The 12,967-nt window shown below is 67.9% G+C and carries 11 protein-coding genes; 5 read left to right on the top strand and 6 right to left on the bottom strand.

What is annotated here, in order from left to right; genetic code table 11:
• Positions 1-2: 2 nt before the first annotated feature.
• From AB0M14_RS19010 to clpB, 6 genes are all read right to left on the bottom strand, one after another.
• Positions 3-1,061 (bottom strand): beta-ketoacyl-ACP synthase 3, encoded by a 1,059-nt coding sequence (locus tag AB0M14_RS19010; RefSeq protein WP_364996568.1) that lies wholly within the window; start codon positions 1,059-1,061, stop codon positions 3-5.
• 50 nt (positions 1,062-1,111) lie between these two features.
• Positions 1,112-1,645 (bottom strand): orotate phosphoribosyltransferase, encoded by a 534-nt coding sequence (gene pyrE / locus AB0M14_RS19005; protein ID WP_364998947.1) that lies wholly within the window; start codon positions 1,643-1,645, stop codon positions 1,112-1,114.
• Positions 1,646-1,666: 21 nt separating this feature from the next.
• Entirely contained in the window at positions 1,667-2,479 is an 813-nt protein-coding gene (locus AB0M14_RS19000) for an SDR family NAD(P)-dependent oxidoreductase (RefSeq protein WP_364996565.1), read from the bottom strand.
• 24 nt (positions 2,480-2,503) lie between these two features.
• Positions 2,504-3,427, bottom strand: coding sequence for a hypothetical protein (locus AB0M14_RS18995; protein ID WP_364996562.1), 924 nt, complete (start codon positions 3,425-3,427; stop codon positions 2,504-2,506).
• Positions 3,428-3,494: 67 nt separating this feature from the next.
• Positions 3,495-4,268 carry a DUF5666 domain-containing protein gene (locus AB0M14_RS18990; protein WP_364996559.1) on the bottom strand — a complete coding sequence of 258 codons (774 nt, stop codon included), beginning with the start codon at positions 4,266-4,268 and terminating at the stop codon, positions 3,495-3,497.
• A 57-nt stretch (positions 4,269-4,325) separates the two neighbouring features.
• Entirely contained in the window at positions 4,326-6,881 is a 2,556-nt protein-coding gene (clpB, locus tag AB0M14_RS18985) for an ATP-dependent chaperone ClpB (protein ID WP_364996556.1), read from the bottom strand.
• 245 nt (positions 6,882-7,126) lie between these two features.
• Here clpB and AB0M14_RS18980 point away from each other — a divergent pair, with 245 nt between their 5' ends.
• The 5 genes from AB0M14_RS18980 (at position 7,127) to grpE (ending at position 12,960) form a co-directional block, all read left to right on the top strand.
• The gene (locus tag AB0M14_RS18980) at positions 7,127-8,062 is read left to right on the top strand and encodes an NADP-dependent oxidoreductase (protein ID WP_364996553.1); all 936 of its coding nucleotides are present in this window, start codon (positions 7,127-7,129) and stop codon (positions 8,060-8,062) included.
• A gap of 172 nt (positions 8,063-8,234) precedes the next feature.
• Positions 8,235-9,392 carry a globin domain-containing protein gene (locus tag AB0M14_RS18975; protein WP_364996550.1) on the top strand — a complete coding sequence of 386 codons (1,158 nt, stop codon included), beginning with the start codon at positions 8,235-8,237 and terminating at the stop codon, positions 9,390-9,392.
• Between the two features lie 11 nt (positions 9,393-9,403).
• On the top strand, positions 9,404-10,174 hold the full coding sequence (locus AB0M14_RS18970) for an FAD-binding oxidoreductase (RefSeq protein WP_364996547.1): 771 nt from the start codon (positions 9,404-9,406) through the stop codon (positions 10,172-10,174).
• Between the two features lie 303 nt (positions 10,175-10,477).
• Positions 10,478-12,325 (top strand): molecular chaperone DnaK, encoded by a 1,848-nt coding sequence (dnaK, locus tag AB0M14_RS18965; protein WP_364996544.1) that lies wholly within the window; start codon positions 10,478-10,480, stop codon positions 12,323-12,325.
• Positions 12,322-12,960 carry a nucleotide exchange factor GrpE gene (gene grpE / locus AB0M14_RS18960; protein ID WP_364996541.1) on the top strand — a complete coding sequence of 213 codons (639 nt, stop codon included), beginning with the start codon at positions 12,322-12,324 and terminating at the stop codon, positions 12,958-12,960. Before dnaK ends, grpE begins: the two co-directional genes overlap by 4 nt.
• Positions 12,961-12,967: the final 7 nt, after the last annotated feature.

The following is a 12,967-nucleotide window of genomic DNA, read 5'->3' as shown; positions in this document are numbered from 1 at the left end:
CCTCAGAAGCTCGGCTCGGCGGGCGCGGGCGGCAGGATGACGACCTGGCCCGCGTAGCTCAGGCCCGCGCCGAACCCGAGCAGCAGCGCCGTCTGCCCGCCCTTGGCCTTGCCGGAGACCAGCATTTCCTCGATCGCCAGCGGAATGGACGCGGCGGAGGTGTTGCCGGTGTTCTCGATGTCGTTGGCCATCGGGATGTCCTCGGCCAGGCCCAGGTTCTTGCGCATCAGCTCGTTGATGCGGGCATTGGCCTGGTGCGGGACGAACACCTCGATGTCCTCTTTGGCGACGCCGGACATCTCCAGCGCCGAGGCCAGCGCGCGCGGCAGCGTGACCGCGGCCCAGCGGAAGACGCTCGGGCCCTGCATGCGCAGCGACATCCGGCCGATCGCCTCGGTCTCCGGGTCGATGCCCTGCATGGCCTGCGCCTTGTTCATGTATTCCAGGAAGTCGACGTCCTGGGCGATCGCTTCGGCGTGCTCGCCGTCGCTGCCCCACACCGTCGGGGAGATGCCGTTCTCGTCGCTCGGGCCGACCACGACCGCGCCCGCGCCGTCACCGAAGATCATGGCGGTACCGCGGTCGGTCGGATCGAGTCCGACAGTCATCGTTTCCGCGCCGATCACCAGTACGTATTCGGCGGAGCCCGCGCGGATCAGGTCGGCCGCAACGCCGAGGCCGTACCCGAAACCGCCGCAACCCGAGGTCAGGTCGAATGCGGGAACACCGTTGATACCCAGGTCGTGGGCGATGGTGGGAGCGCCGTGCGGGGTGAGTTTGAGCCAGCTCGAGGTGCACAGGATCACGGCGCTGATCTTCGACCGGTCGATGCCGGTGTTGTTCAGCGCGCGCTCGCCGGCCGCGGCCGCCATCGAACGCAGCGTCTCCTCGCCACTGATCCAGCGGCGATTGCGGATACCGGTGCGCTCGTAGATCCACTCGGGAGTGGAATCCAGCACCGCGCACACCTCGTCATTACTGACGATTCGCTGCGGGCGGTAGGCACCGATTCCGAGCATCGCAACGTTCTCGCGATTTTTGTTGACAGCAATGCTCACCATGGGTGACTCACACGACCCTTCACCGGACAACCCTGGAAACCGTGCCCAGGCTAACCCAGGGCAAGGTCTTTCAAACCGAGGATAGAACGATATTCCAGGCCCTCGGCAGCGATCACCTGATCGGCTCCGGTTTCCCGGTCGACAACGGTGGCCACACCGACGACGGTAGCGCCCGCCTCGCGCAGCGCGCGCACTGCGGTCAGGGGCGAGTTGCCGGTGGTGGTCGTGTCCTCGACCACCAGCACGCGTTTGCCGACGATCTCCGGGCCCTCGATCTGGCGCTGCATGCCGTGCGTCTTGGCGGCCTTGCGCACCACGAAAGCGTTGATCGGGCGGCCCGGAGCGTGCATGACGGCCAGCGCCACCGGGTCCGCGCCCATGGTCAGACCGCCCACCGAGTCGAACTCCCAATCCGCGACCAGCTCACGCAGTAGCCGGCCGATCAGCGGGCCGGCCTCGTAATGCAGGGTGGCGCGCCGCAGATCGACGTAGTAATCGGCCTCCTTGCCGGAGGACAACGTGACCTTGCCGTGCACGACCGCCAGCTCGCGCACCAGCGCGGCCAGCTTGTCGCGATCGAGCAGGGTTCCCTCGCTCATGTCTTCTCAGGTCCTTCCGCGTGAATTGAACAGGCCGCGACTCATGCGCACCTGCAGGGCTCGCGGAATCATGCCAGCCGCCGTGGTGAGCACCTTGTACTGCACTCCGGGCACCGACACCACCCGGTCTTTCTCCAGATCGTCCAGAGAACCGTTGACCACTTGCTCGACGGATAGCCACATCGCTTTCGGCGTCGACGACATCTCGATACCGGCACGCTCGTGGAACTCGGTCCGCACGAATCCGGGGCAGAGCGCCTGGATCCGCACACCGGTTCCGGCGAGGCCGCCCGCCAAGCCTTCGGTGAAGGATACGACGTAGGCCTTGGAGGCCGAATAGGTCGAGCCCCGTCCGGGCACCAGGCCCGCGACGCTGGCCACGTTCACGATGGAACCCTTGGCCGCGGCGATCATGGCGGGCAGCGCGGCGTGCGTCAGTTGCAGCACCGCGGTGACATTGACGTCGAGCTGGGACTGCAACTGCTCGTACGGCAGCGTCCAGAATTCGCCCTTGTGCGCGAATCCCGCGTTGTTGACCAGGAATTCGATGCCCGCGGCGGCCCGGTCGGCGACCCGCGCCCGGTCCTTCGCCGCGGCGAGATCGGCGGCGAGCACCTCCGAGCGGGTGCCGAACTTGCGCTCCAGTTCCCCCGATAGCGCGGTCAGGCGCTCGGTGTCGCGGGCGACCAGCACCAGGTCGTAACCGAGCGAGGCCAGCCGGGTGGCGTAGCCGTGGCCGATGCCGGAGGTGGGTCCGGTGATCAAGGCGACCGGGCGGGTGACGCCGGGCAGGCGTGCGGAAGCAGAACTCTCGGTCATCGCGACCACATTCCAATCAGCGAACTATTGCGGGACCGGTCCCTGATACGGCCGGAATCCAGGGTGGAACGGTCCGCCGGGCTGGGGCGCCTCGTCGCGCCCGTGGGGATCGTCGTCTTCGTCGGCGCGCTCGTCACGCGTCCGGGAGCGGGCGTCCGGGACCACGGCCAGCGACGGGCGGCGCGGCGGTTCCTGGGTGCGCGGCTCGGGTTCGTCGTCGAACTCCTCGATGTCCCAGTCGTCTTCGCGCTCGGCCGCCTCGAACTCGGGCTCCTCGTCCTCGCTCTTGCGCGGTCGCGGACGGCCCGGATCGTGGCCGGCGGCGCCGGTGCGCGGATCGGCGACCGGCGGCAGCACATGCAGCAGACCCGAGAGCCGCAGCACCGCGTCGATCGCGGTCTCCCAGTCTTTGGCGGAGGTGCCGATGGAGAGCATGCCGAGGGTCCAGTTGCCTTCGGACCACAGCATCTGCACCGTGTCGGGCAGGGTCTCGATGAAGGCGACCATCCGCTGATCCACGGCGTGCCTGGCGATTTCGGGATTGGTGGCGAACACCACCCGGTCGCCGATCGCGCCGAGCAACTCCAGGTCGGCGTCCTTGGGCGGCGAGGCCGTCTTCAGGCGCATGTCCACATCGATATCCGAACCGATCTGCCGGCGCACCGCGACCAGAGTCGCCGCGTCCTCCAGATCGAACAGCACGAACTTCTCGCCCTTGCGAATTCCGGATACCACGTCCACGGCGGAGAGGTAGCCGAGCTTTGCCAGCGCACCGCGCCGCCAGGTGGAAGGCAGCGCCGGTTCCACCGACACATACGTGTAGCCCTGGGCTTTCGCCCAGACCTGGCGTGCGTGACCGGTCCGCTGCCGCTGGACCCGATCGAAATACAGCAGCACGATCGCACCTACCAGTGCGATCGCCGCCAACCCGAACCACAATGCCGTCATCGCCGTCTACCTTAATGGGCGCAGCCCGGCAGAGTTCGTCATTGAGTGCGCGCCGAGCCGAACCTCGCTATCGAGGCCCGCCGGGCAGCGCGGTGCTGATGATGAACTTGGCCAAGATGGACCCGTCCGGATTCTTGTCACCCTGCACCATCACTATGTCACCGACGGGCAGGTCCGACACCTTCGCGCCGGACAGCGAAATCACCTGTGTCATGTCATCGGTGTGCACGGTGACGGTGCCGCCCGAGGCGGAGTCCAGGGTCAGGGTGCCGCCGGCGTTGGCGTTGATGGTGCCCATGGTCGCGCCGAGGTTGTCGAACCCGGGCACTCCGGGGATCCCCGTGGTGCTCTGCCCGGACTGCGGAGGCAGCGTCGGCACCGTGTACACCGGCGGGGCCGTGGTGTTCGCCGCGGTGCCCGACCCGGAATCGCGGCCGCCGAGCAGCGCGCCCGCGACCACGCCGGCCACGGCGATCAGCGCGATCACGCCCAGCGCCAGCGCGATCCAGAGCCCGGTGTTGCGTTTCGGCGGGCCCGGCGGCGCCGCGTTCGGCGGCAGGCCGGGCGGTGTCGCACCGGGCGGGACCGGACGCTGGGCCTGCACGGTGGGATGCGGGTACTGGTTGCCGTAGCCCCCGCTTTCATAGGCGCCCCACTGGCTTTCGGCCCGCGGGAGCTGCTGGGTGGCATTCGGCGGCGGGGGCGACCACGCGTCGTACTGCTCGGTCGACGGGTAGACCGACGGTCCCTGGCCGTACTCGGGTGGCGCAGCCGGCGGACCGATGTGCTCGGTCGGTGCGTCCTCCGGACGTTGCCCCCAAGGATCCTTCGGGTTCGTCATGACTTCCAGGGTAGGCGTGGAAGGACGGTCCGGCCGTGAGGTCGGACCGTCCGTTTCCTACTTACCGACCACGAGAGTGTCGCGGTTGGCGTCCAGGTCGACCTTGACCGTGTCGCCGTCGAGCACCTCACCGGCCAGCAGTTCCTTGGCGAGGGTGTCGCCGATGGCCTGCTGGATCAGCCGGCGCAGCGGCCGCGCGCCGTAGACCGGGTCGTAACCGCGCATGGCCAGCCAGAGCTGAGCCGCCTCGCTCACCTCGAGGGTCAACCGGCGCTGTGCGAGCCGCTTCTGCAACTGCTGCAGCTGGATGTCGACGATCGAGCGCAGTTGATCCTCGTCCAGGTGATGGAACATCACCACGTCGTCGAGACGGTTGAGGAACTCCGGCTTGAACGCCCGGCGCACCGCTTCCAGCACCAGCTCCGGATCGCCGCCCGCACCGAGGTTGGAGGTCAGGATCAGGATGGTGTTGCGGAAGTCGACGGTGCGGCCCTGGCCGTCGGTGAGCCGGCCCTCGTCGAGCACCTGCAACAGGATGTCGAAGACATCCGGATGCGCCTTCTCGATCTCGTCGAACAGGATGACCGAGTACGGCCGCCGCCGCACGGCTTCGGTGAGCTGACCGCCCTGGTCGTAGCCGACATAGCCGGGCGGGGCGCCGACCAGGCGGGCCACCGCGTGCTTCTCGCTGTACTCGCTCATGTCGATGCGGACCATGGCGCGTTCGTCGTCGAACAGGAAGTCCGCCAAGGCCTTCGCCAACTCGGTCTTGCCGACGCCGGTGGGGCCGACGAACAGGAACGAGCCGGTGGGGCGGTTCGGGTCGGCGACGCCGGCGCGGGCGCGGCGCACCGCGTCCGATACCGCCTGCACGGCTTCGGTCTGGCCGACCACGCGGTGGCCGAGCTCGTCCTCCATGCGCAGCAGCTTCTGGGTCTCACCCTCGAGCAGCCGGCCGGTGGGGACGCCGGTCCAGGCCGACACCACGTCGGCGATATCGTCCGGGCCGACCTCCTCCTTGAGCATGATCTCGCCGTCGCCGGCCGCGGCGGACGCCTTTTCGGCCGCGGCGAGCTTCTTCTCCAGCTCCGGGATCCGGCCGTAGCGCAGCTCGGCGGCCTTGCCCAGATCGCCGTCGCGTTCGGCGCGCTCGGATTCGCCGCGCAGCGACTCCAGCTCTTCCTTGAGCAGGCGCACCTGGTCCAGCGCGCCCTTCTCGTTCTGCCAGCGGGTCATCAGCTGGTTCAGTTTTTCCTTGCCGTCGGCGAGTTCGGCACGCAGCTTCTCCAGGCGGATCTTGGAGGCCTCGTCGGTCTCCTTGCTCAGCGCCATCTCCTCGATCTCCAACCGGCGCACCGAGCGCTCGATCTCGTCGATCTCGACCGGGCGCGAGTCGATCTCCATGCGCAGCCGGGAGGCCGCCTCGTCGACCAGGTCGATCGCCTTGTCCGGCAGGAAGCGCGCGGTGATGTAGCGGTCGGACAGCGTGGCCGCCGCGACCAGTGCGGAGTCGGTGATACGCACGCCGTGGTGCACCTCATAGCGCTCCTTGATGCCGCGCAGGATGCCGACGGTGTCCTCCACCGAGGGCTCCCCGACCAGCACCTGCTGGAAGCGGCGCTCCAGCGCGGCGTCCTTCTCGATGTGCTGGCGATACTCCTCCAGCGTGGTGGCGCCGACCAGGCGTAGCTCACCGCGGGCGAGCATCGGCTTGATCATGTTGCCGGCGTCCATGGCGGACTCGCCGGTGGCGCCCGCGCCGACGATGGTGTGCAGCTCGTCGATGAAGGTGATGACCTGTCCCGCGCTGTTCTTGATGTCCTCGAGCACGGCCTTGAGCCGCTCCTCGAATTCGCCGCGGTACTTCGCGCCGGCCACCATCGCGCCCAGGTCGAGCGAGACGACGTTCTTGCCGCGCAACGACTCCGGGACGTCCCCGGCCACGATGCGCTGGGCGAGACCTTCGACGATGGCGGTCTTGCCGACGCCGGGCTCGCCGATCAGCACCGGGTTGTTCTTGGTGCGGCGGCTCAAAACCTGTATGACGCGGCGGATTTCGGAATCCCGCCCGATCACCGGGTCGAGTTTGCCCTCGCGGGCCAGCGCCGTCAGGTCGGTGGAGTACTTCTCCAGCGCCTGGTAGCTGCCCTCCGGATCGGGGGTGGTGACCTTCGCGCTGCCGCGCACGGTGGTGAACGCCTCGCGCAGCGCGTCGGCGGTGGCGCCGTACTTCTTCAGCAGCATGGTCACATCCGAGTCGCCGGCGGCCAGGCCGACCATGACATGCTCGGTGGAGACGTACTCGTCGCCCATCTCCTTGGCCAGGTGCTGGGCGGCGGTGATCGCGGCCAGGCATTCGCGCCCGAGTTGCGGCTGGGTGGTGGCGCCGCTGGCGCGCGGCAGCCGGTCCACGATGTCCTGGGCCTCGCGCCGGACCGCGGCCGGGTCCACTCCGACCGCCTTGAGCAAGGGCGCGGCGATGCCGTCGGTCTGATCCAGCAACGCCACCAGCAAGTGCGCCGGACGAATCTCCGGATTGCCCGCGGCCGAGGCCGCCTGCAGAGCGGCGGTCAGAGCCGCCTGGGTCTTGGTGGTGGGATTGAACGAGTCCACGGTCACCTTCCTGCTAGTCGAGTGGGTTCCACTGATCCAACGTCGGAAAGGTTGAGTCTGTTCCGCTCAAGTTTGCAATTTCTCAGCTACCTACCAGCGGGGCTGCTGACCAGCGCCAATCGTCCACGCTACGCCGCACCCGGGTCGAATGCGATGAATCACGGCACAGGTGGTGTAGGGATTCATAGGACGGTTCTGATTGTTGGTGAATGGGTCATATTCAGCCCGAAACGAGGAGCGGAACGATGCGCGCAGTATCGATCAGTGAGTTCGGAGCAACCCCTGAATTGACCGATATGCCGGTCCCGGAGCCGGGCCCGCGGGAAGTCCGCGTGCAGCTCGAGGCGGCCGGCGTCAACCCATTCGACAAGAGAATCGCCGACGGCTTCCTGGACGGGAAAATGCCCCACGACTTTCCGCTGATTCTCGGCGTGGACGGCGCCGGCACGGTGGTCGAGACCGGCGCCGAGGTCACCCGCTTCGCGGCCGGGGATCGGGTGGCCGGCAAGTTCCTCGCCGGCCGGGCCGGCCACGGCGCCTTCGCCGAGTACGCGGTCCTGCCCGAGGACGCGGCCCTGGTCCGGATTCCCGACGGCATCGCCACCATGGCGGCCGCGGCGGTGCCGACCGCGGGCGTCACCGCCCAGGATCTGGTGGACGCGGCCAAGATCGAGCCGGACGAGATCGTGCTGATCGTGGGCGCCACCGGTGGCGTCGGCGTCTTCCTGGTGCAGCTGTCCAATCTCGCGGGCGCGCACGTCATCGCGACCGCGCGCGGCGCGGCGGCCGATCAGATGAACCGGCTCGGGGCGGCCGAGACCATCGACTACACCCAGGGCTCGGTGGCCGAGCAGGTGGCCGTGCTCTACCCGGACGGCGTCGACGTGCTCTTCGATCTGGTCAGTCCGCCCGAGCAGCTCACCGAGCTCACCGCGCTGGTGCGCGACGGCGGCAACGTCTTCTCCACCATCGGGTCCGCGGACCAGCCCGCGCTGCTGGACCGCGGAATCAAGGGCGGCAACTTCCAATCCAACGGCGCCGCACCGGAATTGGCCCGACTACTCCGGCGGGTGAGCGACGGCGACGTGGTGATCCCGATCGAGTCGACAGTGCCCTTGGAACAGGCCGCCGCGGTCCTCGCCAAACCTGGAGCGCGCGGCAAAACCGTCCTGAGTATCTGACTTCTGACCCAAGCGTTCAGTTCCCTCGTAGGCCCGCGTACAGCCTGGTTTGCCGACGGATTACCGTTCCTCACGGCCATACCCTGACGACCTCCGGTTTTTCCTGGATACTGGTCGGACACGGCCGACGGGTATGTCCCTGGGCAAGACGAGGGAAAGGAAGCTCCACGTCGTGGATGCGCGTTCAGCAGCGCTGGTCCGCGCCAACTTCCGTACGGTGACCGAATCACCGAACGGACCCGAGCGGTTGATCAGCACGTTCTACGGCTTTTTGTTCGCCGAGAACCCCCAGCTCCGAGAGCTGTTCCCGCCTGCGATGGATATGCAGGCCAAGCGGGTGTGCACTGCGATCCAATGGGTGCTGGACCATCTCGAAGACTGGGAGCGGGCCCAGAAGTTTCTCGAGCAGCTCGCCCGCGACCATCGCAAATACGGCGTCGAGGCCTCGCACTACGACGCGGCGGGGCACGCGTTGCTACAGGCGTTCCGGTCCTACAACGGCGCCGGCTGGAACCGCGACCTGCACGAGGGCTGGCGCGATGTCACCATCCTGATTTCGGCGTCCATGGCCATCGGTACCAATTCCGATAAGTCGCAACCCTTTTGGGAAGCGACAGTGGTCGGACACCGGCGCGTGCTGGAGGATCTGGCGATCGTCCGGCTGCAATCCGACACCCCGATCCCCTATCAGGCCGGCCAGTACGTGCCGATCACGGTGCCGCAGCGGCCGAAGATGTGGCGCTATCTCTCCCCCGCGATTCCGGCGAATCCGTACGGGGAGATCGAATTCCACGTCCGCAAGATCCGCGGCGGCTGGGTCAGCCCGGCCATCGTCAACGAGACCCGGGTCGGGGACCGCTGGCAGATCGCGGCGCCGCTCGGCGGGCTGCACGTCGACCGGGAGAGCCGCCGCGACGTGCTGCTGATCGGCGCGGGCACCGGCATCGCCCCGCTGCGCGCGCAGTTGATCGAGATGGGTCAGCGCGGGGTGAATCCGCGGGTGCACTTCTTCATCGGCGGGCACTACCCCTGCGACCTGTACGACGTGGAGAACATGTGGCAGCTCTCGCAGAGCAATCCGTGGCTCACCATCGTTCCGGTCTGCGAGGAGAAGACCAACCCGTGGTGGTTCCCGCATCCGCCCGCCGAGGAGCCCTACGGCATGCATCGCCGGCTGACCGGCAACCTCGGCGCGGTCGTCGCGAGCTTCGGCGCGTGGGCGGACCGCCAGATCCAGATCGCCGGATCGGCCCGCATGATCGCCGATACGCGCAGAGCCCTGCTTTCGGTCGGCACCCCTGAGCACATCATCACCTCCGATCCTGTGTAAGCGAGAGACCTTTGGAGATCGATCCCAGCCTCATCGCGCCCCCGGAATGGCGGGCGACGGTCGTCGGGCATCACCGGTTGCGCAACGACCTGGCGGTGATCCGCCTGATCGGCGAATTCGTGCCGTTCACCGCCGGACAGTCGGTGGAGGTACGCGTGCCGCAGCACCCGGAGGTGCGGCGGCGGTTGTCGCCCGCGCTGCCGCCGTCGCTGGACGGCAAGCTGGAGTTCCACGTGCGCACGGTGCCCGGCGGCTGGCTCAGCAGCACCCTGGTCACCGAAACGCAGACCGGCGACGAATGGCGGATCGCCGCGCCCGCGGGCATGTTCCAGGTGGACCCGGACGGCGACGAGATCGTCATGATCGCGGGCGGCACCGGGCTGGCCCCGATGCGCTCGCAGATCCTGGAGCTGGCCCGGCACCCGGAGCCGCCGCGCACCTACCTGTTCTTCGGCGGACACAGCCCGCGCGACCTCTACGCCGGCGACATGCTGACACTGCTGGCCGAGGAATTGCCTTGGCTGACAGTCGTTCCCGTGGTCGACAGCCTGGCGGATCCGGGCTGGACCGACGACTGGTACGAGCACTCGCGGGTCGATATCGGCTTCGCGCCCGAGGAATTGCTGCAAGGCACGCTGGCCGAGGTGATCGGCACGCACGGGGCCTTCGACGCGCACCAGGTGCTGGTCTGCGGTTCGCCCGCGATGGTGCACGCGACCGTGAACCGGCTCCTGGAGACCGGGACGCCGCCGGAGCGCATCCAGTTCGAGGGCCTCCAGTAACCGGACCATTCGGTCTTTTTTGATTACGAAGCGGCCACATCGTGGCCGGTTCGGGGCCGCCTGACGAGAATGGCTGGGGGCGGCCGGCGCGGCCTTGGGAATAGATCGCGCAGGTGGCCGGTTGAGCAGAACTAGATGTTGAGCGTGTGCGACTCAAGTTTAAGTTGACTCCCGGCGCGACCGAGGGCAGGATTGAGCCGACCACGCTCAGCGTTGCTGGGATCGTGCTCCGCAACAGGTGCTTGGAGCCGCGCTCCGCGCGCCCGGCACCCACCCGTAATACGTCAACTAGGAGGAACCACCATGGCTCGTGCGGTCGGAATCGACCTCGGGACCACGAACTCGGTCGTCGCCGTTCTCGAAGGCGGCGAGCCGGTAGTCGTCGCGAACTCTGAAGGATCGCGCACCACCCCGTCCGTCGTCGCGTTCGCCAAGAACGGTGAGGTGCTCGTCGGTCAGCCCGCCAAGAACCAGGCGGTCACCAACGTCGACCGCACCATCCGCTCGGTCAAGCGCCACATCGGCACCGACTGGACCACCGAGATCGACGGCAAGAAGTACACGCCGCAGGAAATCTCCGCGCGCACGCTGATGAAGCTGAAGCGCGATGCCGAGGCCTACCTCGGTGAGGAGATCACCGACGCGGTCATCACCGTCCCCGCCTACTTCGAGGACGCGCAGCGCCAGGCCACCAAGGAAGCCGGCCAGATCGCGGGCCTGAACGTGCTCCGCATCGTCAACGAGCCCACCGCGGCCGCGCTGGCGTACGGCCTGGACAAGGGCGACAAGGAACAGACCATCCTGGTCTTCGACCTCGGTGGCGGCACCTTCGACGTCTCGCTGCTGGAAATCGGCGAGGGCGTCGTCGAGGTCCGCGCCACCTCCGGCGACAACCACCTCGGTGGTGACGACTGGGACGAGCGCGTCGTGACCTGGCTGGTCGACAAGTTCAAGGCCTCGGCCGGCATCGACCTGACCAAGGACAAGATGGCCCTGCAGCGTCTGCGCGAGGCCGCCGAGAAGGCCAAGATCGAGCTGTCGTCCTCGCAGTCGACCTCGATCAACCTGCCCTACATCACCGTCGACGCGGACAAGAACCCGCTGTTCCTCGACGAGCAGCTGACCCGCGCCGAGTTCCAGAAGATCACCTCCGATCTGCTGGATCGCACCCGCGCGCCGTTCCAGTCCGTGATCAAGGACGCGGGCGTCAGCGTCGGCGACATCGACCACGTCGTGCTGGTCGGCGGCTCCACCCGTATGCCCGCCGTCTCCGAGCTGGTCAAGGAACTGACCGGCGGCCGGGAGCCGAACAAGGGCGTGAACCCGGACGAGGTCGTCGCCGTCGGCGCCGCGCTGCAGGCCGGTGTGCTCAAGGGTGAGGTCAAGGACGTCCTGCTGCTCGATGTCACCCCGCTGTCGCTGGGCATCGAGACCAAGGGCGGCGTGATGACCAAGCTCATCGAGCGCAACACCACCATTCCGACCAAGCGCTCGGAGACCTTCACCACCGCCGACGACAACCAGCCCTCGGTGCAGATCCAGGTGTTCCAGGGTGAGCGCGAGATCGCCTCGCACAACAAGCTGCTCGGCTCCTTCGAGCTGACCGGCCTGCCGCCCGCCCCGCGCGGCGTGCCGCAGATCGAGGTCACCTTCGACATCGACGCCAACGGCATCGTGCACGTGACCGCGAAGGACAAGGGCACCGGCAAGGAAAACAAGATCAAGATCCAGGACGGTTCCGGCCTGTCCAAGGAAGAGATCGACCGGATGGTCAAGGACGCCGAGGCGCACGCCGCCGAGGACAAGGCTCGCCGCGAGGAGGCCGAGACCCGCAACCAGGCCGAGGGCCTGGTGCACCAGACCGAGAAGTTCATCAAGGACAACGAGGACAAGGTCCCGGCCGACGTGAAGGAGAAGGTCGAGGCGGCCATCGCCGAGGCCAACGAGGCGCTCAAGGGCACCGACATCGCGGCCGTGAAGTCCGCGGTGGAGAAGCTGGCGACCGAGTCGCAGGCGCTGGGCCAGGCGATCTACGAATCGCAGGCCGCCGACGCCGCCGCGTCCGGCAACGGTTCCTCGGCCCAGGCCGATGACGACCAGGTCGTCGACGCCGAGGTCGTGGACGAGCCGATCGACACGGAGAAGAAGTGACGCAGGGTAACTCGGAGCAGGAGCCGGTCACCTTCGTGGACAAGCGAAAGATCGATCCCGAAACGGGTGAGGTGCGGGAACCGGCCGCGGCGGAAGACTCCGCCGTGGCCGGCAACGGCGCCGAATCCGATGTGATCTCCGAGGAACTCGCCGACACGATCAGCGTGGAGCTCGCCGAGCGCACCGCCGATCTACAGCGCCTGACCGCGGAGTACGCCAACTACCGGCGCCGCGTCGATCGCGATCGCAAGACCGCGATCGACGGGGCCAAGGCGTCCGTGGTCACCGAGTTGCTCGGCGTGCTCGACGATCTGGACCGGGCCCGCGCGCACGGCGACCTGGAGGGCCCGCTCAAGGCGGTCGCCGACAAGCTCGCCGGCGCGCTGCACAAGCAGGGCCTCGAGGAGTTCGGCGCGGAGGGCGAGCCCTTCGACCCGACCTTGCACGAGGCCGTGCAGCACGAGGGTTCCGGCCACGATCCGGTGATCGGGCTCGTCATGCGCAAGGGCTACCGCTTCGGCGACCGGGTGCTTCGGCACGCGCTCGTCGGGGTAACCGATCCGGTGGCCGAGGCCGGGCAACCGGCAGTAGAGACAGAGGCATCGGATGCTGATGCCGAAGCGACCAGCGACTAGTGCGAAA

It is taken from the genome of Nocardia sp. NPDC051832, from assembly GCF_040681285.1.
Classification (GTDB): domain Bacteria; phylum Actinomycetota; class Actinomycetes; order Mycobacteriales; family Mycobacteriaceae; genus Nocardia.
This window is presented reverse-complemented; position numbering and strand designations above follow the sequence as displayed.

Coding starts and splice junctions, on each gene's coding strand:
- AB0M14_RS19010 (WP_364996568.1), bottom strand. CDS start 1,061: ATGGTGAGCATTGCTGTCAACAAAAATCGCGAGAACGTTGCGATGCTC.
- AB0M14_RS19000 (WP_364996565.1), bottom strand. CDS start 2,479: ATGACCGAGAGTTCTGCTTCCGCACGCCTGCCCGGCGTCACCCGCCCG.
- AB0M14_RS18995 (WP_364996562.1), bottom strand. CDS start 3,427: ATGACGGCATTGTGGTTCGGGTTGGCGGCGATCGCACTGGTAGGTGCG.
- AB0M14_RS18990 (WP_364996559.1), bottom strand. CDS start 4,268: ATGACGAACCCGAAGGATCCTTGGGGGCAACGTCCGGAGGACGCACCG.
- AB0M14_RS18980 (WP_364996553.1), top strand. CDS start 7,127: ATGCGCGCAGTATCGATCAGTGAGTTCGGAGCAACCCCTGAATTGACC.
- dnaK (WP_364996544.1), top strand. CDS start 10,478: ATGGCTCGTGCGGTCGGAATCGACCTCGGGACCACGAACTCGGTCGTC.